The organism is bacterium, assembly GCA_026708055.1.
Taxonomy (GTDB): domain Bacteria; phylum Actinomycetota; class Acidimicrobiia; order Acidimicrobiales; family CATQHL01; genus VXNF01.
Genome location: JAPOVS010000042.1, coordinates 1 through 21,940 on the forward strand (window position 1 = coordinate 1; position 21,940 = coordinate 21,940).

The 21,940-nt window shown below is 72.9% G+C and carries 20 protein-coding genes; 3 read left to right on the plus strand and 17 right to left on the minus strand.

Annotated elements, in window-relative coordinates; all coding sequences use genetic code 11:
• The coding region (locus tag OXG55_08740) for a FumA C-terminus/TtdB family hydratase beta subunit (protein ID MCY4103329.1) at window positions 1-1,393 on the plus strand (1,393 nt) is incomplete at its 5' end.
• A gap of 33 nt (window positions 1,394-1,426) precedes the next feature.
• On the opposite strand, the gene OXG55_08745 is transcribed toward OXG55_08740, so the two are convergent.
• Together OXG55_08745 and OXG55_08750 are read right to left on the minus strand one after the other, a co-directional pair.
• On the minus strand, window positions 1,427-2,440 hold the full coding sequence (locus OXG55_08745) for a glutamine synthetase beta-grasp domain-containing protein (protein MCY4103330.1): 1,014 nt from the start codon (window positions 2,438-2,440) through the stop codon (window positions 1,427-1,429).
• A 229-nt stretch (window positions 2,441-2,669) separates the two neighbouring features.
• Window positions 2,670-4,208 carry an AMP-binding protein gene (locus tag OXG55_08750; protein MCY4103331.1) on the minus strand — a complete coding sequence of 513 codons (1,539 nt, stop codon included), beginning with the start codon at window positions 4,206-4,208 and terminating at the stop codon, window positions 2,670-2,672.
• Between the two features lie 217 nt (window positions 4,209-4,425).
• Here OXG55_08750 and OXG55_08755 point away from each other — a divergent pair, with 217 nt between their 5' ends.
• Window positions 4,426-5,352: a D-isomer specific 2-hydroxyacid dehydrogenase family protein gene (locus OXG55_08755; GenBank protein MCY4103332.1), complete on the plus strand. Its 927-nt coding sequence runs from the start codon at window positions 4,426-4,428 to the stop codon at window positions 5,350-5,352.
• 47 nt (window positions 5,353-5,399) lie between these two features.
• Here OXG55_08755 and OXG55_08760 read toward each other — a convergent pair whose 3' ends face one another.
• From OXG55_08760 to OXG55_08800, 9 genes are all read right to left on the minus strand, one after another.
• Window positions 5,400-6,764, minus strand: a complete 1,365-nt coding sequence (locus tag OXG55_08760) for an ABC transporter substrate-binding protein (protein MCY4103333.1) — start codon at window positions 6,762-6,764, stop codon at window positions 5,400-5,402.
• Between the two features lie 130 nt (window positions 6,765-6,894).
• On the minus strand, window positions 6,895-7,899 hold the full coding sequence (gene hpnH, locus OXG55_08765) for an adenosyl-hopene transferase HpnH (GenBank protein ID MCY4103334.1): 1,005 nt from the start codon (window positions 7,897-7,899) through the stop codon (window positions 6,895-6,897).
• A complete protein-coding gene (locus OXG55_08770; GenBank protein MCY4103335.1) occupies window positions 7,899-8,522 on the minus strand; it encodes a hypothetical protein in 624 nt (207 codons plus the stop codon). Before OXG55_08770 ends, hpnH begins: the two co-directional genes overlap by 1 nt.
• On the minus strand, window positions 8,519-10,480 hold the full coding sequence (gene shc / locus OXG55_08775; protein MCY4103336.1) for a squalene--hopene cyclase: 1,962 nt from the start codon (window positions 10,478-10,480) through the stop codon (window positions 8,519-8,521). The genes OXG55_08770 and shc overlap by 4 nt, the downstream gene beginning before the upstream one ends.
• 58 nt (window positions 10,481-10,538) lie before the next feature.
• Window positions 10,539-11,555, minus strand: a complete 1,017-nt coding sequence (locus tag OXG55_08780; GenBank protein MCY4103337.1) for a polyprenyl synthetase family protein — start codon at window positions 11,553-11,555, stop codon at window positions 10,539-10,541.
• The gene (gene hpnE, locus OXG55_08785) at window positions 11,552-12,922 is read right to left on the minus strand and encodes a hydroxysqualene dehydroxylase HpnE (GenBank protein ID MCY4103338.1); all 1,371 of its coding nucleotides are present in this window, start codon (window positions 12,920-12,922) and stop codon (window positions 11,552-11,554) included. Before hpnE ends, OXG55_08780 begins: the two co-directional genes overlap by 4 nt.
• On the minus strand, window positions 12,919-13,806 hold the full coding sequence (locus OXG55_08790; GenBank protein ID MCY4103339.1) for a squalene/phytoene synthase family protein: 888 nt from the start codon (window positions 13,804-13,806) through the stop codon (window positions 12,919-12,921). Before OXG55_08790 ends, hpnE begins: the two co-directional genes overlap by 4 nt.
• A complete protein-coding gene (gene hpnC / locus OXG55_08795; protein ID MCY4103340.1) occupies window positions 13,803-14,807 on the minus strand; it encodes a squalene synthase HpnC in 1,005 nt (334 codons plus the stop codon). Before hpnC ends, OXG55_08790 begins: the two co-directional genes overlap by 4 nt.
• Window positions 14,808-14,967: 160 nt before the next feature.
• Window positions 14,968-15,768 (minus strand): TetR family transcriptional regulator, encoded by an 801-nt coding sequence (locus tag OXG55_08800; protein MCY4103341.1) that lies wholly within the window; start codon window positions 15,766-15,768, stop codon window positions 14,968-14,970.
• Between the two features lie 142 nt (window positions 15,769-15,910).
• Here OXG55_08800 and OXG55_08805 point away from each other — a divergent pair, with 142 nt between their 5' ends.
• Window positions 15,911-17,239 (plus strand): MATE family efflux transporter, encoded by a 1,329-nt coding sequence (locus OXG55_08805; protein MCY4103342.1) that lies wholly within the window; start codon window positions 15,911-15,913, stop codon window positions 17,237-17,239.
• Here the strand turns inward: OXG55_08805 and OXG55_08810 are convergent.
• The 6 genes from OXG55_08810 to OXG55_08835 all read right to left on the minus strand — a co-directional run bounded on the left by OXG55_08810 (window position 17,202) and on the right by OXG55_08835 (window position 21,854).
• Window positions 17,202-19,001: a hypothetical protein gene (locus OXG55_08810; protein ID MCY4103343.1), complete on the minus strand. Its 1,800-nt coding sequence runs from the start codon at window positions 18,999-19,001 to the stop codon at window positions 17,202-17,204. The genes OXG55_08805 and OXG55_08810 overlap by 38 nt on opposite strands.
• Before the next feature lie 58 nt (window positions 19,002-19,059).
• Window positions 19,060-20,163 (minus strand): LysM peptidoglycan-binding domain-containing protein, encoded by a 1,104-nt coding sequence (locus tag OXG55_08815; protein ID MCY4103344.1) that lies wholly within the window; start codon window positions 20,161-20,163, stop codon window positions 19,060-19,062.
• Between the two features lie 91 nt (window positions 20,164-20,254).
• Window positions 20,255-20,713, minus strand: coding sequence for a hypothetical protein (locus OXG55_08820; protein ID MCY4103345.1), 459 nt, complete (start codon window positions 20,711-20,713; stop codon window positions 20,255-20,257).
• Between the two features lie 11 nt (window positions 20,714-20,724).
• Window positions 20,725-21,162 (minus strand): hypothetical protein, encoded by a 438-nt coding sequence (locus OXG55_08825; GenBank protein MCY4103346.1) that lies wholly within the window; start codon window positions 21,160-21,162, stop codon window positions 20,725-20,727.
• On the minus strand, window positions 21,159-21,512 hold the full coding sequence (locus tag OXG55_08830) for a hypothetical protein (GenBank protein MCY4103347.1): 354 nt from the start codon (window positions 21,510-21,512) through the stop codon (window positions 21,159-21,161). Before OXG55_08830 ends, OXG55_08825 begins: the two co-directional genes overlap by 4 nt.
• A 96-nt stretch (window positions 21,513-21,608) precedes the next feature.
• Window positions 21,609-21,854, minus strand: coding sequence for a hypothetical protein (locus OXG55_08835; protein MCY4103348.1), 246 nt, complete (start codon window positions 21,852-21,854; stop codon window positions 21,609-21,611).
• Window positions 21,855-21,940 lie beyond the last annotated feature (86 nt).

A 21,940-nucleotide genomic window follows, 5' to 3' on the forward strand; every position in this document is an offset into this window, starting at 1 on the left:
CCGCTTCGTGGCCACCGAGCTGCTGCGCAACGCCAACATCGCCGCCGGCGGGGTGCTGCCGGGCTGCCAGGACACCGGCACCGCCATCATCAAGGCCCGCAAGGGCCAGCAGGTGCTCACCGCCGGCGACGACCGGGTCGCCATCTCGCGGGGGGTCTTCGACACCTACCGCACGTCCAACCTGCGCTACTCGCAGCTCGCCCCGCAGGACATGTTCAGCGAGCGGAACACGGGCAACAACCTGCCCGCCGAGATCACCATCGAGGCCGTCGGCGGCGAGGAGTACAAGTTCCTGTTCATCGCCAAGGGCGGCGGGTCGGCGAACAAGAGCTTCCTCTACCAGCAGACGCGGGCCGTGCTGAACCCCGACAGTCTGCTGGACTTCCTGGATGCGGAGCTGCGCAAGATCGGCACCGCCGCCTGCCCGCCCTACCACCTGGCGGTGGTGATCGGCGGCACCTCCGCGGAGTACGCCCTCCAGGTGGCCAAGCTGGCCTCGGCGCGCTACCTGGACCACCTCCCCCCCGACGGCTCCCCCGGCGGCCGGGCCTTCCGGGACACCGGCTGGGAGGAGCGCATCCTGGAGCTCACCCGGCAATTCGGCATCGGCGCGCAGTTCGGCGGCAAGTACTTCTGCCACGACGTGCGCGTCGTGCGCCTGGCCCGCCACGCCGCCTCCTGCCCCGTGGCCATCGCCGTGTCCTGCTCCGCCGACCGCCAGGTGCTCGGGCGGATCGGTGCCGACGGCGTGTTCCTCGAGGCGCTGGAGACCGACCCGGCCCGCTTCCTCCCCGAGACCACCGACGAGAGCCTGTCGACCGACACGGTCGCCATCGACCTGGACCGCCCGATGGACGAGATCAGGGCCACGCTCTCGGCGCACCCGGTACGCACGAGGGTGTCACTCACCGGGACGCTCGTCGTCGCCCGGGACGCCGCCCACGCCCGCATCAAGGCCGCCTTGGACGCCGGCGGGGAGATGCCGGACTATCTGCGCCGCTACCCGGTGTACTACGCCGGGCCGGCCAAGACCCCCGAGGGCTACGCCTCGGGCTCCTTCGGCCCCACCACGGCGGGACGCATGGACAGCTACGTCGAGCAGTTCCAGGCCGCCGGCGGGAGCCTGGTCATGCTGGCCAAGGGCAACCGTTCACGGGCCGTGACCGACGCCTGCGCCACCCACGGCGGCTTCTACCTCGGCTCCATCGGCGGCCCCGGCGCCCGCCTGGCCGCCGACTCGATCCGCGCCGTGGAGGTACTCGACCACGCCGACCTGGGCATGGAGGCCGTCTGGCGCATCGAGGTGGAGGACTTCCCGGCCTTCATCGTCATCGACGACAAGGGCAACGACTTCTTCGCCGAGGTCTCCAAACCTCTCAGAATCCGCCGCTGAACAGGGCCTCACGGCCCCGACGCCGCCGCCCGGTCAGGCGAGCGCCTCGCCGATCGTCTGGACCAGCAGCCTGGTCACCACGTAGGGGTCGGCATTGGCGTTGGGCCGGCGATCCTCGATGTAGCCGCGCCCGTCCTGGTGCACCTGCCAGGGGATGCGCACCGAGGCGCCCCGATCCGACACCCCGTAGCTGTAGGTGTCGTAGCGCTCGGTCTCGTGCGCGCCGGTGAGGCGGAGTTCGATGCCGTCGCCGTAGCCCGCGATGTGCTCCTCGGGCTTGCCGGCGGCGCCCAGCGCCTCGGCGGCGGCCACCACGGCCTCGTAGTTCCGGCGCATGGAGGCGGTGGACACGTTGGTGTGCATGCCCGCGCCGTTCCAGTCGCCCTGCATCGGCTTGGCCGCCAGGCTGATCTCGATCTCATGGTCCTCACCGGCGCGGTACAGCAGGTAGCGCGCCACCCAGACGTGATCGCCCACCGCGAGCGGGTCCAACGGGCCGATCTGGAACTCCCACTGGCCGGGCATCACCTCGGCGTTTGTTCCGGAGATCGCCAGACCTGCGCCGAGGCACCAGTCGGTGTGCTGCTCCACCACCTCGCGCCCGTGGATGCGCAACGCACCCACCCCGCAGTAGTACGGCCCCTGCGGGCCGGGGAAGCCGTTGGGGGGGAAGCCCGACGGCCACTTGGTGACCGGGTCCAGCATGGTGTATTCCTGCTCGAGCCCGAACCAGAACTCCTGGTCACCGTACTTGTCCAGGATCGCGCGCGTCTTCGCCCGCATGTTGGTGGGGTGCGGCTCCATGGTCTCGGGCAGGAATGTCTCGCTCATCACCATGATGTTGTCGCCGCCTCGCAGCGGGTCGGGACAGCTGAAGACCGGCTTCAGCACGACGTCGGAGTCGCTGCCCTCCGCCTGGTTGGTGCTGGAGCCGTCGAAGCCCCAGATACCGGGTTCCTCACCGTCGGCGAGGACCCTCGTCTTGGATCGCACCTCGGCGGTGGGCACCGATCCGTCCACCCATATGTACTCAGCCCTGTAGGCCATGGTCTTGCTCCTTGCGTGCGCCGACTCGACCCGTCGGCAATGGCGGATGGGGGAAGCAGAAGAGATCGCCGCTGATCCCGGGGGTCGCCGGGCGACCGATGGCCGGCACCCCCGCCGGTGGCACGATACAGAGAACTGCGTGGAATCAAGCGCGACCGCAAACGACTCGTCGCCGCCGTGCCGCGCGCGGTGGCCCGATGACTCGCAGGCCGCGGCGACGACGGATGACTCAGTTGATGGCGCGCTCCCGGTCGGCCCAGTAGGGGGCGCGGAGCTTGTACTTCTGGAGTTTGCCGGTGGCGGTGCGCGACAGAGCCTCCCGGAACTCCACCGAGGTGGGGCACTTGTAGTGGGCGAGGTGCTCGCGACAGTGGTCGATCAACTCCTGCCCGGTGACATCGGCCCCGGGGGCCGGCACCACCAGCGCCTTGGGGGTCTCGCCCCAGCGCTCGTGGGGCACGCCGATCACCGCCACCTCCGCGACAGCGGGATGGGCGAACAGGCAGTCCTCCACCTCGATCGAGGAGACGTTCTCGCCGCCACTGATGATCACGTCCTTGCGCCGGTCGGTCAGCACGAGGTACCCGTCGCCGTCCAGGTAGCCTCCGTCGCCGGTGTGGAACCAGCCGCCGGCCAGCGCCTCGTCGCTGGTCTCGGGTTGCTCCCAGTAGCCCTCCATGACGTGGTTGCCCCGGGCCTCCACCTCGCCGTCGGCCGAGACGCGCACGCTGATGCCCAGCGCCGGCACGCCCTGGCGCACCAGCCGCTCGGCCCGCTCGGCGGGTGCCAGGTCGTCCCATTCGGGGCGCAGCCGGTTCATGGTCAGGTACGGCGCCGTCTCGGTCAGCCCGTACAGCTGCATGCACTCCCAGCCCAACTCGGTCTCCATGCGTTCGATGGTGCGCCGCGGCGGGGGCGCTCCCGCCACGGTCATGCGCACGGTGCCCGAGCCGGGGATGGGTCCCTGCCAGTCCTCGGCGGCCGCCAGGACCGCCGCCACCACCGCCGGCGCCCCGCACAGGTAGGTGACCCCGTGGCGCTGGATGCGCCGCAGGATCTCGGCGCCGTCGATCTTGCGGATCACCACCTGCGTGGCGCCCACACCGGTCAGCGCGTACGGCATGCCCCAGCCGTTGCAGTGGAACATGGGCAGCGTGTGCAGGTAGACGTCGCGGTCGCTCACCCCGGCGCTCCAGCCGAACGTCACGGCGTTGAGCCAGATGGTGCGGTGGGTGATCTGGACGCCCTTGGGGCGCGCCGTGGTGCCGCTGGTGTAGTTGATGGCGGCGGTGGCATCCTCGTCGGGCTCCCAGGGGCGCGGCTCGACATCGCTGCCGGCGAAGAGCGCCTCGTCGGCCTCGGATCCGATGATGAAGCGGTGCTCGCAGTCCACGCCGGCCAGATCGTCGGCCAGTTCGGGGTCGATCAGCAGCATCCGGGCCCCGCAGTGCGAGACGATGTAGTCCACCTCGGCGGTGTTGAGACGGAAGTTGACCGGCACCGAGATCCGCCCCGCGGCGCTGACCCCCAGCATGGTCGTGACCAGCCGGGCGGCGTTGTGCGACACGATCGCCACCCGTTCTCCGGTACCGAGCCCGAGACGGTCGAGGGAGGCGGCCAGCGCCCGCGTCCGTGCCGCCACCTCGCCGTAGCTGAGCGTCCCCCAGCTCGGCGCCGGCTGGTCGGGTTCGTCGATCAGCGCCGGGCGGTCGGGATAGACGTGCGCCGCCCGGTCGATGAAGTCCCCCACGGTCAGCGGTACTTTCATGCGCCCTCCCGCTCGCCCGAGTCGTGACTGCCCGACTCGCGACCGGACCTGCAATCTAGCCTTGACGCCCGGCGGCCTCGGCGCCGGGCGGAGCCACCGGAGACGGTGTGGCGGCGCCGCGGTCGCGGCGGCCGGGACCGCCGGACAACGGACTCGAGACCCACCCGGAATCACGAACGAGACGCGGAATGACGATCAGGGAGCCGGAGGAACGACCATGACACGCCAACCCCTGGTGGCGGTGGAACCGCAGTGCTGGCGGCGGGATGACCTGGCGGGGGCGGTCAGCGCCGGCGGGGGGATCGTGGTGCCCCCCGCCGAGGCGGAGGGCCTGATCTGGGCCGACCCCCAGAACCCCGACCTGCTGGGTCCGGTGCTGCACGCCGCGCCGCAGTTGCGCTGGATCCAGCTGCCCTACGCCGGCATCGAGCCCTACCTGGCGTTCCTGGACGACGAGCGGCTCTGGACGTGCGGCAAGGGCGTGTACGCCGAGCCGGTGGCGGAGATGGCGCTGGGCATGCTGCTGGCGGGGATGCGCGGCTTCACCAGCTACCTGCCGGCCCGGAGTTGGCTGGAGCCCGAGGGCCGCAACCTGCGCGACGCCGCCATCACGATCCTGGGCGGTGGCGGCATCACCGTCGAGCTGCTGAAGCTGCTGGCGCCGTTCGAGTGCGACACAACGGTGCTGCGCCGACATCCCGAACCGCTCCCGGACGCCGACGGAGTCCGGATCGTCGGGCCTGCGAGCCTCGACGAGGCGCTTGCCGGCACCGACGCCGTCGTCGTGGCGATGGCCCTCACCGCCGAGACCAGGGGCATCATCGACGCCGGGGCACTGGCGAGGATGCCGGAGCACTGCTGGCTCGTCAACGTGGCGCGCGGCGAGCACGTCGTGACCGATGACCTCGTGGACGCCCTGGGTGCGGGGACCATCGCCGGCGCGGCGCTGGACGTGACCGATCCTGAACCGCTGCCCGACGGCCACCCGCTGTGGGATCTGCCGAACTGCATCATCACCCCGCACGTGGGCAACACGCCCGAGATGGGGATGACGCTGCTGAACCGCCGGGTGACCGAGAACGTGCGCCGTTACGCAGCGGGCGAGCCGTTGCTGGGGCCGGTGAACACCGCCCTCGGCTACTGAACGCGCGGCACCGGCGGCGCGGACGGCCGCTGGTGCCGGACGGGGGGCTAGGACCCGCTGGGGATGCGCAACTCGATCAGCCGGCTGGCGCCGCCGTCGTGTCGGATGACCCGCAAGGCTCTCCCGCCGACGGCGTGCCGGGCGGGGCTGAAGGAGGCCGAATCCATCCAGAGTTCGACGGCCTCGAACTGCTCGATGTCGGCCGCCAGCACGGCCGGGTCCAGGCCGGCGGTGCGCTGGACCGCCCGGATGAAGATCCACAGCGCCTCGGCACCGGTGACCGCCCAGCCGACACGGTCCTCGACCTCCGCCAGACCACGGGGATCGACGTCCTGCGCTGCGTCCTCCGGCTCCCGGCGCAGATCGCCGGTGATGATCGAGGCGAAGTAGGCGTTCACCTGCGCGCTCGGGTCGTCGCCGAACGTGGACGCCTCGGTGATCACCGTCAGCGGTTCCAACCCGAAGACGCCGCGCTGCCAGGCCACGCCGTCCAGCGCCGCCGGCGCCAGCACCTCCGTGCCGATGCCCGCCGACCGCAGCAATTCGAACATCCGGATGCCGCGCCCGCCGACCGCGGCGCAGAGCACCACAGCGGGGTGATCGGCCACCCGTTCCAGCGCCCGGGCCGTTGCCCGCGCCCCGACGACGGGCTGCGCGGCGATCCAGAAGCGGTCGAATCCCAGTGTGAAGCCCCGCGTGCCTCCCAGCTCGGTGAAGCGGCGGTCGAAGCTGTCGCACATCTGAACGGCCTCGGCCTTGTCGGCCTCCACCAGGGTCGCCGCCGAGGAGATCCCCGCGTCGACGGCGTACTCGGCGAGCGCCCGCCCGTAGGCCTGCGCGGAGGTCCCGGCGGAGAACACCCGAGCTCGCCCCGTCGCCACCGTCGGCAGGGGCTCGGGCCCGCACGGCACGATCACGAGCGCGCCGGCGCCGTGGGCCGCCTCGCGTACCGGCCGGCTGAAGTACGGGTCGCAGGACGTGAAGATCACCGCCACGTCCCTGTCGATCAGCCGCCGCGCCGCGTCGAAAGCGGTGTTGAGCTCGGAATCCGAGTCCTCGAACAGCAACTCCAGAGGCCTCCCCAGCAGCCCGCCGGAGGAGTTGACCTGCCGCACCGCGTAGGCGAGGGCGTCGAGCACCGGGCCGTCGTGCGGTGCGAGTCGGCCGCCGACCGCCATGATCACACCGATCCTCACCGGCTCGGGACTCCCGGCCGTGCCGGCGTCCCGGGCGTCGACCCCGGCTGCCGGGGCGGTGGCCGCCGCCGACGTCACCCCCGTCGCGGCGACCGCCGGGGTCGAGCCGGTGTCCGCCGACGCCGGCTCGGACTGCTCGGTCGGATCGCCGGAACAGGCGGCGGCCAGCAGAGCCGCCACCGTCAGGACTGCGGCGACTCCATGGCGGCTGCGCACATCACGGAGGCTACGCCCCGAAGACCCCGGAGCGAAGGAGGCGAGGGCGGCCCTGAGGGCGACGCGGCGGGGAGCGGAGGAGGGTGGCGGGGCGGGAAGCCGCCCGGGGCGTTGCCGGCCGGGGCGACCGTCAGCCCGCCACGAGCGCCCGCAGCGACTGGCGCAGCGAGCCTGCGGTGGCGATCACCGCCGACGGCTCGTAGCCGCAGTGCGCCATGCAGCTGGCGCAGCGCTCGTCGCGACCGCGCCCGTAGCTGTCCCAGTCGGTCGTCTCGAGCAACTCCTGGTAGGTCTCGGCATACCCGTCCGCCATGAGGTAGCAGGGCCGCTGCCAGCCGAACACGGAGTAACTGGGGATCCCCCACGGGGTGCACTGGTAGTCCACCTTGCCCTCGAGGAAGTCCAGGAACAGCGGCGAGTGGTTGAGGCGCCAGCGCTTGCGGCGCCCGTCGGCGAAGGCCTCCCGGAACAGCCGCCTGGTCTCGGCCACCTGCAGGAAGTGCTCCTGGTCGGGGGCCTTCTCGTAGGCGTAGCCCGGGGAGATCATGAGCGAGTCCACCCCCAGGTCGTCGTTCAGGAAGTCCAGAACGCCGCGCACCGACTCGGGCGTGTCGGTGTTGAAGAAGGTGCTGTTGGTGGTGACCCGGAAGCCGCGCTTCTTGGCGTCCCGGATGGCTTCGACCACTTCGTCGAAGACGCCCTCCCGAGCCACCGCGATGTCGTGGCGCTCGCGCAGCCCGTCCACGTGCACCGCCCAGGAGAAGTAGGGCGAGGGCTTGAACTGGTCCATCCGGCGACGCAGCAGCACGCCGTTGGTGCAGAGGTACACGAACTTCTTCCGCTCCAGCAGCGCCTCCACGATGTCGGCGATCTGCGGATGCAGCAACGGCTCGCCCCCGGCGATGGAGACCATCGGCGCGCCGCACTCCTCCATGGCGCCCACGCACTCCTCGACGCTGAGACGCTTGCGCAGGATCTCGGTGGGGTGCTGGATCTTGCCGCAGCCGGGACATGCCAGGTTGCAGGCGAACAGCGGCTCCATCTCCACGATGAGTGGGTACTTGTGGCGGCCCCGGAGCCTGTTGGCGGCCATGTAGGCGCCGACCCGGGCCGCCTGTCGAAGCGGGATGCCCATCAGGAACCACCTCCAGGGGCTGCTCTCTCCAGCCCTCGCCATCTGTCGGGTGCGATCGGTGTCTCCCGGGAATTCAGCGTCGCGGCGATCCGGGAGATGACCGCCAGGGCCCGACGCGCCCGCCACGGTAGCGACAACGACACCAGCTCCGCGGCCGGCGTGTCGCAAACGACCCTGACCACCGCCAACGGCGCCGGATCGGCAGCCAGCAGCCACCACGACTCCATGTCGACGGCCAGGGTTCCGTCGCCGGCGAGGCGGCGGCGCTCCACCCCGCGCACGGTCCGGGTCACCGATCGCACCGGACCGCGCACCGCCGGGACGCCCGCCTCGCGCAGCCCGACCCGGATCGTCTCGGCCACCCGTCCCCAGGCGGAGCGATCGGGTCCGGGGCCGTGCACCACATCGGCCACGAGCACGTCACCGGGCTCGAGCGAATCGGTGACGGCGCCCGCCAGCCCCAGCACGATGGCTCCGGGCAGGTCCCCGGGGACCTGCCGCCGGGCCGCGAAGGCCGCGGCGCGGCGCGGCCCCATGCCGGTGCGCACCACTCCTGCGCTGCGGGCCCCTCGCCGCGCGGCCGCCGCCTCCAGGTGAAGCGGGCACCAGAATTCGAGGCTCACCGCCGCGGCTCCTCCCCGGCGGTGGCTCGCAGGAAGCGGCCCAGCGCCATGGTCGGGAACACCTGCCGGTAGAGGTGGTAGTTGATGTAGAAGTAGCCCTGGAAGCCGGTGCCGGTGTACTGGGGCTCCTCCCAGGTGCCATTAGGACGGCAGGCGCCGGCCAGCCACGCCACGCCGCGGCGGGTCGGCTCGCCGAACTCATCCGCAGCCATGAGCGCCAGCAGCGCCCAGGCGGTCTGGGAGGCGGTGGGGTCGCCGCGACCCCGCCAGCTGTCGGACTCATAGGACCGCAGATCCTCGCCCCAACCCCCTTCGGGGCCCTGCGTGGCGTGCAGCCAGCGCACGGCGCGGCGGATGCGGCGGTCGCTGGGCGGCACGCCCACCGCTCGCAGCGCCGGCAGCACCGCGCCGAGGCCGTACAGGTGGTTCACACCCCAGCGCCCGAACCAGGATCCGTCGCGCTCCTGGTCGAGCCACAGCCAGTCCACGGCGCGCCGCAGGCGGCGGGCGTCGACGGGAATGTCGGTGTGGGCGCGCACCCAGCAGAGCATCTCCACCACGTGCGCGGTGACGTCGGAACTCGGCGGGTCGATGACCTCGCCGAAGTCGCAGAATGGCAGTTGCTCGCAGAGGCGCCGGACGTTGTCGGCATCGAAGGCGGCGTAGCCGCCGTCGCTGCTCTGCATACCTTCGGCCCAGGCGACGGCGCGAGCGATCGCCTCGTTGGCGCGCTCGGGATCGGAGGCCTGGGCATGGCCCAGCGCCAGCACCACCTCGGCGGTGTCGTCGAGGTCGGGGTAGTTGTCGTTCTGGAACTCGAAGGCCCAGCCGCCGGGGGCCAGCTGCGGGCGCCGGGCCGCCCAGTCGCCGCGCACCCGCACCTCCTCGTCCAGCAGCCAATCGGCGGCGCTCACCATCGCCGGGTGGTCGCGGCGCAGCCCGGCGTCGCCGAGGGCAACGACCGCCAGCGCCGTGTCCCACACCGGCGACTGGCAGCACTCCAGCCAGCGCATGTCCCCGTCGCGCACCTCGTAGCTGTCGAAGCAGGACAGCGCCTTGGCCAGGATGGGGTGATCCAGGGCGTAGCCCCGCAGGTGCAGGGCGATGATCGAGTACACCCAGGGGGGCTGGATGCCGCCCCAGCAGCCGTCGGACTCCTGGCGGCGGATGATCCACTGCTCGGCGAGCTTCATGGAGGTCTCCCGCAACCGCCACGGGGCCCGGTCGTGGAACCTGTGGAGGGCCTTGTCGAGACGCTGGAAACAGCCGGCGGGGGTGCGGATCGACCGGGGCACCCGTTCGGGCGGCACCGCCCCGGTGCGCAACTCGGCCAGGTCGAAACCCAGCTCGACCTGCGGACGGTAGGTGCTCACGATGGTCAGCGGGACGATCGTCTGGCGGGCCCAGCAGGCGAAGTCGTAGATGTTCAGCGGGATCCAGCGCGGCAGCAGGATCAACTCGGGGGGGATGGCGGGCAGGTCCCGCCACGACCACTGCCCGAACAGGGCCAGCCAGACGCGCGTGAAGACGCGGGCGCACTCCGGACCGCCCAGGTCGCGCACGAACTCGGCGGCCAGGAGCATGTGCTCGGCGTCGGGGCTGTCGCCGGCGAGGCGCAGCGCCACGTAGGCCTCGACGGCCAGCGAGAGGTCCGAGGGGCCCCCGTAGTGGGACGACCAACCGCCGTCGGGACACTGCTTGGAGCGGATCCAGTTGGCCGTGAGAGCCAGGGTCTCGTCGTCGCAGATACCCAGGAACGTGCGCAGCAGGAGATCCTCGGCCTCGATCGCCACGTTGGTCTCCAGGTCGCCCTTCCACCAGCCCGCCGGGTCCTGCAAGCCCAGCAGCGCCTCAGCCGAACGCTGCAGGGCGTCGGCCGCTTCCCGTTCGAGCTCACCGGTGTCCGCCGGCGGCACGAGCCACGGCGGCGCGGCCAGCGAGTCCTTGGCCGTCGTCATGCACGAACCTCCGTGGGGGCCTTCACGCTCCTGTCCGGTCCTCTCGGCGCCATCGGTCCTAATGGTCCCGGTCGACGATGAACGCGGCCAAGTCCGCCAGCTCGGCGGCCGCCGCGGGGTCCACGTCGGCCGACGCCACCGCCTCGAGGGCATTCTCCATGCAACGCCGCGCCGCTGCGGCCGTGGCGGAGCGGCCACCCAGCTCTTCGATGAGCAGCGCCGCCCTCGCCAGATCCTCCTCGTCGAGGTGGTCCCGACTGTAGAGGTCGGCAAGTTCGCTTGCTCCCGCCTGCCCGGAGTTCAGGGCGACGGTCACCGGCAGCGAACGCTTGCGCTCGCGCAGGTCGTTGCCGGCGGGCTTGCCCGTGACCTCGGGACGGCCCCAGATGCCGAGCAGGTCATCGGCCGCCTGGAATCCCCGGCCCACCTCCTCGCCGTAGCGACGCAGCGCCCGCACCGTCGCCGCGGGCGCACCGGCCAGGATGGCCCCCACGGCGCCGGCGTGGGCCAGCAGAGCGCCCGTCTTGAGCGAGATCATCTCCCAGCAGTCGGCGACGCTGACGCTGGGCCGGCTGTGCAGGGTCATGTCCTGCGATTGGCCGGCGATCATGGCGGCATTGGCCCGCGCCAGGTCGGCGGCGGCCGCGGCCCGGGGCGGCGTCGTCTCGGCCAGCAGCACCTCGAAGGCCAAGGCCATGACCGCGTCGCCGATGATGACGGCGTTGTCGGTGCCGTAGACCTTCCAGACGGTGGGCCGGTGCCGGCGCTCGACGTCGCCGTCGACGATGTCGTCGTGGATCAGCGAGTAGTTGTGGATCAACTCCACCCCCACCGCGCCGGGGACGGCCACCTCGGGGGCCGCGCCGGCGGCCTCGGCGGAGAGCACGGCCAGCGCGCCGCGCACACCCTTGCCACCGGAGCCCTCGGGCAATGCGGCGCCCTGCGCATCGGTCCAGCCGAAGTGGTAGCGCACCGGGACGGCGAGCTCGCCCGGCAGGCGGTCCACCGCCTCGATGAGCGCCGGGCGAACCAGCTCGCCGGCCCGTGCGAGCACCGCCGGTGCCTGCCGGCTCATGCGGCCACCGCCGGCTCGGGCGCGCGCGGGGTCGCCGCGGCGAAGTCGGCGGCCAGTTGCGCCGCGTCCAGTCCGCTGCGCACCGCTCCCTCCATCGTCGCCGGCCAGCCCGTGTCGCACCAGGCGCCGGCCAGGAAGACACCCGGCAGGGCGGTGCGGCCGGTGGCGCGCAGGGCGTGCGACCCCGGTGCCCCGACGAAGGTGGCGGCCCGCTCGCGCGTGACCATCGACTCGGTGACCCGGGCGCCTGCCGCCGCCGGCAGCAGGCGCGCCATCTCGGCGCTGAAGTGCTCGACGAGATCCGCCGAACGGCGCCCGATGTGGCGCTGCGCCGCCGACAGCGAGATCGTGAGGCATTGGCGCCCGTCGTCGAGCCCGCCCGCGGCGGTGTGATCGAAGACGTACTCCACGTCGCTGCCCACCGCCGCGGCCATCGGCAGCTCGGTCACCGCTCGGTCATAGACCAGGTGCACGTTCACGATCGGCGAGGTGCCGAGCTCGCCGAGCCGGTCCTGGCCGGCGACGCTGCCCGGCGGCAGCAGCCCGGCGGCGGCGTCGTGCGGCACCGCCACAACCACGGCGTCCGCCTCCAGGTGCCCGCCCTCGGTGTCCACGACCGGGCGCCCCGCGGTCCCGCGGCGCACGCCCCGCACCGCCGCGCCCGTGCGCACCTCGCCGCCGGCGGCTTCCAGCGTGCGGCGGGCCGCCTCGCCGTGCAGGACCGACAGCGGCACCGTGGCCCAGCCGATGTCGGCGGCGTCGGAGCGGCTCAGCAGCCCCGTGCGGAACACCATCGCCGCCAGCTTGAGGGAGGCCTCGGCTGCGGGGACGTTCACCGTCGGCAGCACGATGAGGTCCCAGAAGGATGCCACCATGGCGCTGTCCTGGCCCCGGGCGGCCAGCCACTCGCCGAAGGTCAGCCGGTCCAGAGCGGCGTCGTCGGGATCCAGGCGGCGCAGCGCCAGCGCGGCGCGGACAACCGCCAGGCGCCGGCGACGGCTGAGATGCGGGTAGGTCGCCAGCGCCGCCAGCAGGTGCAGCGGGGCGGGACCTCTGGTGCGCCGGATCGCCCCGACCGGGCCGCCCGGGCGCAGCACCGGCACGTCCAGGCGGCTCTGCAGGTGCACGTCGGGAGCCGAGCCGATCCGCTCCAGGAGCCACCGGTACGCCTCGCAGCAGCGCATGAACACGTGCTGGCCGTTGTCGAAGGAGATGCCGCGGTGCTCGAAGGACCAGGTGGCCCCTCCCAGGCGCGGTCGCCGCTCCAGGAGGGTCACCGCGGCGCCCCGGTCGGCGGCCTCCACGCCGGCGGCCAGGCCGGCGAGGCCCCCGCCGACGACCACGACGCTCGGGCGGCGCTCGCTCACGGCCGCAGCCCCGCCATGCTGCGCAGCGCCACCAGGGCCTTCTCCCGGCCCGGGAGGCGGACACGCATGCTGAGCGGCCGTTCGGGGTGCGCCAGGATGCGCTCCAGCAACCGCCGGTAGATGCCCGCCATGGCGGCGGTGCAGGCCCGGCTGCGATGGTCCAGGTGGTCCAGCAGCACGAGCCCCCGCTCGAACCACGCCGCCGCCTGCTCGCCCACGTGGCGCACCAGTGCCGCGGTCCCCTCGGTCGGCGCCCACTCCCCCGGCCGGACGCCGAAGCGGGCACGGTCGGACTCCGGCAGGTAGATGCGCCCCATCTCGTGATCCTCGACGATGTCGCGCAGCATGTTGGTGAGCTGCAGCGCCACACCGAGCTCGTCGGCGAGCTGCGCCACCTCCCCGGACCGTGCCCGGGAGGCGCCGTTGCCGTCACCCTTGGTGCCGAAGACCCCCAGGGACAGCCGGCCCACCGATCCCGCCACGAGGCGGCAGTAGCGCACCGTGTCCTCCATGGTCTCGTAGCGGGTGCCGATGACGTCCTGCTGGCAGCCCTCGACGATCTCGTGCAGCACGCCGGTGGGGATCGGGTAGCGATCAGCGGCATCGGCGAGGCCCACCAGCACCGGGTCGGCGGGGTCGGGGACCTCGCCGGACGCCAGCGCGTCGATGGAGGCGTGGAACTCCCCGAGCGCCTCCAGCTTGCGGTCGGTGGGCCAGTCCCCGTCGCCGACGTCGTCGATGCGCCGGGCCATGGAGTACAGCGCCGCCATCGCCCGGCGCTTCGGCGCCGGCAGCAGCCGGATGCCGTAGGCGAAGTTGCGCGCCTCGGCCCAGGTGATCTCCTCGCAGCGCCGGTACGCCGCCTCGACACTCAGCGCCGTCATGCCGGACCCCGTCTCAGGATCGCCTCCAGGTACAGGGGCACGGCGCGGCGCAGCAGGCGCCAGGCGCCGGCTTTCCGGGTGGCGCCCAACACCTCCCAACCCGCCGCCTCGATGGCGTCCAGACCGGCGAGGCCGCCTGCCACGAAGCCGGTGACGGCGAGTCGCCCGAACCCGCGGAGCGAGGCCACGAGCGTCCTGCCGCCCTCCAGCAACTCCCGCGCCCGTGCGCATTCGAACGCCACGAGCCGGCGCAGCGGCTCGCCGGCCTCGGGGGCGAGCAGATCGGCGGGCGTGCAGCCGAAGCGCGCCATGTCCTCAGCGGGCAGGTAGACGCGCCCCGCGGCGGCGTCCTCGCCGACGTCCTGGAGGTGCTCCAGCACCTGCAGGCCGCTGCAGACCGCGTCGGAGGCTGGCAGCCGCTGGGGTGTGGCGGCCTCGAGAACGGCAAGGACGAGGTGGCCCACCGGGTTCGCCGACAGCGCGCAGTAGCCCAGCAGGTCCTCCCAGTCGCTGTAGGCGGTCTTGGTCTGATCCAGGCGGTTGGCCGCCAGCAAGTCGTCGAACGGCGTGCGCGGGATGGCGAATTCCTGCACCGTCACCGCCAGCCGGCGGAACACCTCATGGCGCGGCGCGCCGGCGTAAAGGTCGTCGATCTGCTGCTCGAGCCAGTCCAGCGCCGCCGAGCGGTCACCGCCGTAGCGGTCACCCAGGTCGTCCACCAGCCGGGCGTAGCCGTAGATCGCCTCCAGATGGCTGCGCAGGCGCCGCGGCAGCACTCCCAGGGCCACCGGGAAGTTCTCACCGGACGCCCGAGCCATGACGGCGTCGATGCCCGCGAATTGCTCGACAGGCTCGACCTGCTCGACCTGTCCGGAGGGCGCAGCCGGGACGGGTGCCGGCGGCCTCATCGAGCCGGTCCGATCCGCGGTGGGTTCGATGGCCACAGCACCCTCCAGTGGGACGGACCGCGCCGCTCGGTGCTTCTCCACGATGGCGCGCATTTTACACAACTACTGACCCAATGGTCCAAGTGTTGTGTTGGGTGCCGGCTGCGGGGCGGAGGCTGCTCCGATCGCACCGCGGCGCCGCCGGGATCCTCGGCCGGCGATGCACTCCACGGCGAACCGCATGCTCGGCGGGATCGGTGGACGGCGCGGGTCGTTACGGGCCGGCGAACGCGGGGGCGCCGGTCCCGGCCACCAGCCCGCGGAACACCTGCGTGATGGCGTCGAGGACCACCATGCCGGCGAGCGCCCGGTTGTCGGCGTCTCCGGGTCGCAGGATGTCGCCCATCTCGGCGACCAGCAGCCGGAAGGCGTCCCGCGCTTCGTTCACGTGGGTGGGCTCGTGCAGCGTGGCCCGCTTCGCCAGCTCCAGCAGGACCGGCAATCCCGGGCGCAGCGCCGTCGCGCAGGCCGTCCCCGCGGCCTTCAGGTCGGGCGGTTGGGGGCCTTGCTCCATTGCCTCGCGAAAGCGCGCCAGACTTTGCAGCACGACCCTCTCGGCGGCTCGAACGAACACCTGGCCCTTGGAGTCGAAGTGGCGGTAGAACGTACCCTTGGCGATGTTGGCGCCGACGCAGAGGTCGGCGACGCTCACCTCGCCGTAGCTGTGCAGGCCGAACGCCTCGATGGCGACGTCGAGGATCCGATCGGCGACGGCCGAGGTCCGGGGGGCGTCCCCGTCGGGCACCGGCGCCTCGAACCCTTCGGCGCCGTCGGCGAGGATCTCGGGCAGCACCTCGGCGATCCGCGCCAGGGGCAGCCTCTGGCGCCGGCGGAGATGGCGGATCACACGCAGCGCGTCGACGTGTTCGGATCCGTAGAGGAAGTGCTTGGCGGCGACGCGCACCGGCGGCGGGAGCAGTCCCCGCCGGAAGTAGTGGTGCACCGTCGAGGCCGGCACGCCGGTGCGGTCGGTGAGTTCAGCCATCGAGAATCTGTCGGTGCGCTGAACGTTCATCTTTCCCCTGCTCCGAATACTCCACCGGACGATAGTTCACTTCCCCGCGCGGGGGACAGGCGGCACGGCGGGCGCACGGCGAGGACAGGCCGGCCGGCGGGACCGCCCGCACCGTGAGCCGTCCCGCCCGGGAGACGACCGGGTGAGCACCCCCACCGCCGCCGGCGCCCGCCGACGCTGGGACCGGCAGATCCTCCGCCTGGCGGTCCCCGCCTTCGGGGCGCTGGTGGCCGAGCCGATCTACGTGCTGGTGGACACCGCGGTGGTGGGGCACCTGGGCACACCGCAGCTCGGCGGCCTGGCACTGGCCGGGCAGCTGCTGCTGAGCGTGTACGCCCTGTTCATCTTCCTGGCCTACGGCACGACCGCGGCGGTGGCGCGCCTGCTGGGCGCGGGCCGGCAGGCCGACGCGGCCCGCTGGGGGGTGCAGGCGCTGCTGATGGCGCTTGTCGTCGGCGTTGCCGCCGGGGGCCTGCTGTACGGGCTGGCCGACCCGCTGCTGAAGCTGCTGGGCGGCGAGGGCGAGGTACTCGCCCAGGCCCGCATCTACCTGCACATCAGCCTCGCCGGCCTGCCCGCCCTGATGATCACCCTGGCGGGCGTGGGCTACCTGCGGGGCGGCCTGGACATGGCCCGGCCCCTGAAGGTGGCGGTGTTCACGGCGGTCGGGAACCTGGTGCTGGAGCTGGTCCTGATCTACGGGCTGGGTTTCGGCATCGGCGCTTCGGCCGCCTCCACGGTGGCGGCCCAGTGGGCCGGGGCGGTGCTGTATACCTACTGGGTGCTGCGGGCGGCGCGCCCGCACGTGCGCAGCCTGCGTCCCGACCTGGCCGTGCTTCGCAGGCTGCTGGGCGACGGCGGCGCCCTGGTCACCCGCACGGCGGCCCTGCAGGGGGCCTTCGTGGTGGCGGCCGCGGCGGCGGCCCGCACCGGGCTCGCCGACCTGGGGGCGCACCAGATCAACGCCCAGCTGTTCGGCTTCTCGGCCCTGGCGCTGGACGCCCTCGCCATCGCCGCCCAGGGCATGATCGGCACCATGCTGGGCGCCGGCGACGCCACCGGCGCCCGCGGCGTGGGCCGGCGCGTCACCTGGTGGGGGCTGGTCTTCGGGCTGGTGGCCGCGGCGCTGGCGGTGGGGCTGCGCCCGGTGCTGCCGCAGCTGTTCAGCAACGACGCCGCCGTGGTGTCCCTGACGGGCTTCCTCATGCTGCACCTGGCGCTGATGCTGCCGATCAACGGCGTGGTCTTCGCCCTCGACGGGGTGCTGATCGGCGCCGGCGACCTGCGCTACCTGGCCGCCGCCATGGTGGGCGCCGCCGTGGTGTTCGTGCCCCTGGCGGTCGGCGTGCGCCTGGCCGACGCGGGCATCGGCTGGCTGTGGGGGGCGCTGGTGGTCTTCATGGTGGCCCGGCTGGCGGGGGTGGGCCTGCGCTTCATCGACGGCCGCTGGGTGCGCCTCGGGGGCCGCTGAGCCGGCCGGACCCGACCTGGGGGACCGGCGGCACACCTTCCGGAGCGCCGGCCGCCAGGCCGTCCAACTCCGGCAGCGGCTCGCGCTGGAGACGATCCATATGGCGCATCACCCGCTCGACCTCCCGGCGATGCCCCGAGCGACGAGCCGCGGCGATGCGTCGCTGGTAGCACTGCTCGCAGTCCGGGGTGACGGCGAGTCCCCGGAGCGTCGCCCAGCGCGCCACCTCCACCCGATCCAACTCCAGCGCCGCATCGGCCAGCCGGTGCGCCGTGCTGTCCACCAGGTACTCCACGTGGCTGCGCCAGGAGGCGTCGGCCCAGGAGAACGTTCCACCGCTGCCACCGCCGAACGGGGCGCCCCGGACCAGCCAGAGCGCGGCGCGCAGATACTCCAGGGCCTGCTGGGACGGGACCCGATCGGCGAGCCTCCGCCAGGCGGCAAAACGTTCCAGATCGGTGGTGACTTGCGCCGACAGCCGGTACACGCCGTCCGCGCCGAGATGGGAGAGATACGGCTTGCCGTCGGCGTCCCGGCCCAGGCAGACGCGAGCCCGTGACACCACGTTGGCGAACGTCTTGGGACTCGGAGGCGGCTCGCTGCGTCGCCAGAGCCAGCAGCGGAGCTTGTCGGCGGCCGCCCCATCACGATGGAAGGCCAGGTAGCAGACGAGATCGAGGGCGCGCTGGGAGGTGAACGGCGCCGCCGCCCCGACGGCCTGCACGACACCGAGCACCTGCAGTTCCACCGCGCCAGGGGAGGCGTCGGCGCGCAAGCCGGCATCCGGAGGCTCACCCGCCCAGCCGAAGCCACCGGTTCCGGGGCTCGGGGCAGCCGCCGCGATGCGCGGGTCCGGCACGGACGTCGGGGCGGGCGCGTCCTCGAACCGGAGATCCACACCCACGGGTTCCCAGCGAAGCGACCGTCCGATCACGTGCAGCGTCCAGCGGTCACCGGCTGCCCGGTGCGGCTCGGCACCCGCGGTCGGATACTGCGAGCGGGTCGCCGTCACAACCGCCAGTCCGGGACCGGCCAGGTCCACCAGGCGCGCCCGGCTCCGGGCGTCGCGGCCGTGCGGATCGATGATCACCAGCGGCCGTGGCGTGCCGCGCATACCGTGCCGGCGCAACTCGGGCAGCGGGGCCCACCGGGCCTCGGCGGCGTCGACTCTCCTGCGCTGCGTCTCGGCGTCGGCCAGCGCCCGAGCGAGCGACGTGACGACGCGTACCGCGTCGAGCGCGTCGAGTTCCCAGGCGCAGTTCACGCAGACGACTCTCGGGTGTCCTCCGAAACGGTCCGCGGCGAGGTCCGCAGCCAGCGACTCGGCGAATGCCAGGACGTCAGCCGGCTCGCCCGAGAGCTCGAGCGCCCCCAGTTCCTCCAGGTTGGCCGTCACCGCCGGGCCGTGCGGCAGAACCTGCCCGAACGGCACGAGCAGCGGCCACGGCGCGCGGCAGCCGCCGTCGGCGGCACTGGCACGACCGATCGTCAACGGCTCGGCGGTCCAGGTGAGACCGCCGTCGACGGCTTCGAATCCCGAGGCCGGATCGCCGCGCGGCTCGCTCAGCAGCAGCCCGATCGACTCCCGCGCCGTGGTGACGGCGACAACCCTCGGCAGCGGCCGCCCATCCAGCCGCTCCGGTACCGCGGCCATGAGCGACAGCAGCGGATCGCGGCACCGGCCGGGCCGTCCCGGGGGCCCGGCGACCTCCGCGACGACGGGGTCGCGCAGCGGATCGAACAGCGCTGCCGGTCGTGACACCCGCGGCTCTCCTGCGGCCTGCCTGGTTGCGCGGGGCACCTGTGCGGACCGGCGGCCGTTACCCGGATGCCACCTCGACCGGAGCGACCGAAGCCAGCGCCGCGACCGCCGCTGCAGGACTCGCGGGCCCCGGCTGATCGGGATGGTCCGGCCCCTCCGGCGGATCCGGCGGCGGGAGACGCAGGCGCCAACCGGGATGGATGAGGTTGGGGTCGCGCAGCGTGCCCCCGCCTTCGAGTTGACCGGCGTTCAATTCGAAGATGTCCGGCCAACGCAGCGCATCACCCAGGTGCCGTTCGGCCAGGAGCCACAGCGAGTCACCCGGCTTCACAACGACCCAGCCCACCTCACCGGGCGCCGCCGTGGTGACCTGGTCGGCCGGCGGGGCGGCCTCGGAAGCCACCACCGGATCCCAGCGCGCCGACGTGGCCCTCTCGACGCTCGGAGCAGGCCGCGCCGGGGACAGCGCCGCTCGCGACTGGTCGAGGTGCTCGTCGAGGCGGTCCATGCGCGTCGGAGCGGGCCGCGCCGAGGACAGCGCCGCTCGCGACCCGACGGGCGTGCCCAGGATCGGAGCGGGAGCGGCCGGTTCCGGATCCGCCTCCGCGACCTCCGGCGGTCCCAGGATCGGCGCCAGCCGCGATCCCGCGACCGACCCGAGCGACGACGTCCCGGCGGCGGCCGGGATCCCCGGAGCCCCCTCGCCCGCCGGCGCGCCGGTGATCCCGCCGGCTTCCATCGGCACGGCGATCTCCGCGAACGACGGGGTTCCCGCCAGCACCGGCTGCGCCAGCGCCCCGACGGTGCCCGCGGCGGCCACGACGACCGCCACGAGACGCACCATGACCGGCTGCATGCCAAGGCCGTGCAGCGGCAGTGACCGGGCGCGCCGCCCCCGGCAGGCGGCCCGCACCTCGGCCACGAACGACAGGGCTGCCTGCGACCACCAGATCCAGACGGCGACCGCCAGCACGCCGCTGACAGCCCCGGCCGGAAGCGCACCGCTCTCGATCGCCGCCACCACCGAGGACCACTCCGGCATCCCGACAGGCAGCGGGTTGCCGACCACCGTCACCAGGCAGACCGGCACGCCGACCAGGAACAGTCCCAGAGCCGCACAGGCTCCGAGTCCCGACACCACCGTTCGAATCTTGTTCTGCATCGCGTTCACCTCGCTCTTTTTGTTCTGCTGCTGTCCCAGCCGGCGCTCCGTCCCACCGGCAAGCTCCGCCGCGGCGGAATCACGGGCGCCGTCACCGGGCACTAGGCCCGGCGCTGACACCCCAGGTGGCTCGGGCCTCCGCGGAGGCGTTGAGCCGCACGCTCCCGCTGCCCAGTCCCAGGACGCGTACCGCGACGTGGCGGCCGACTGACACCGAAGCGCGGTCGCCCTGCACCGCGACGTCGGCCACGAGACCCGATCGGCCCACCACGGCCATTGCGGCGGCAACCGCCGCGTCGCCGTCCAGCCGGACCGTCCCCGTCAACCGGTAGAAATCCATGTCCACTTCCTGCACGGCGGCGCGGGCGGCCTGACGAGCCAGGTCCGAGAGAGCGCGGCGCTGGCCCCGCAACTCCGCCGAGTCGATCACGACACCGGCGATGAGCAGGAACGCCACGAACAGGACCGCCACGAACAGGCTGACAACCCCCGTCTCGGCCCGGAGGGCTCTCGCCGGACGCCTCCTCCGGCACCGCGTCAGGTCGCTCATGCGGCGACTCATCAGGTGCCCCCGCGGCGCCGATCCACCACTTCGACGGCCGTGGCCTCGAGAGTCACCGACCCCGGCACGCGCAGGAGCGTGAGGTCTTCGAGCCTGGTGACACAGCGGATGTCGACGGCCACCGAACCTCCGGGACGCAGAGCCGACACGTCGGCGACAACGCCGAACTCCGAGCACCGGACCGAGCGTTGCTCGAGGCTCGCCCGGGCGATCCGTTCGGCGGCGTCTGCCGCTGCACGGGGATGCTGCCGCAGCGAGGCCGCTCGAGCGGCCTCGGCGGCGACGTCGCGCATCTCGCCGCGCGTCTGACCCAGGCGCCACGCCGCCGCCAGGAGCATCAGCGCACCGAGCACCCCGACGACGACCAGCACGAACTCCAGCGACAGCACCCCCCGCCGATCCTCGGCGCCGTCCGCCGACCTTCCCAGCACTCTCACCGGCGACCCTCGGGAATGAACCGCTCCACCGGTCCCCGCACTCGATGACTCACCGATGTCGGCAGTCCCGGCAGGATCCGGGGAGCCACCGCCGAGACAGTGACCACCATGTCGCCCGCCGCGCCGACCACCTCCACGGACAGGTCCCGCACGAGCCGATCGTCGCCCACGACCGTCATGGCCAGATCCATCGGCGAGAACTCCGGCCCGCCCGCCAGCTGCGCCGTCTCGAGCACGACGTCGGCGGCGTCGGTCACCGCCAGCGCGGCGTTGAACACCAGGCCGAAGTGGATCACGCTCATCACGAGTGCCAGCAGCGCGCCGTAGAGCAGCGTGAACTCGGTGGTCACGGCACCGGACTCCCCGCCCGGCCCCGGCGCGGGGACCACCGGCCGCCCGGGTTGCGATCGCACCGCACAGCGCGGCGTTCTCACCGGACACCGCTCTCAGCCACCGCCGAGGAAACCTCTGCGGTCGGTTCCCACGTTCACGTCCGTCGGGATCTTGTTCGCCGTCTCCGCGGTGAGGTTCCGCACCACACTCACCACGACGATCGCCAGGGCGGCCACGCCGGCCACGAGCAGCGCCCACTCCGTCGTGGTGAGCCCCCGCTCGTCGCTGCGCAGCTTCCGGCGGATGCCGGCGGCCGTCTCCGTCAACCAGATCCAGCCGCGGATCGATAGTTCCTGCATGGCTCACTCCTTGCTGTTGGTCGTCGTTGCCGGCTGTTGCCTCATTGCGGCGCCTGCGGCTGCTGCGGCCGCCGGATCGGTGCCTG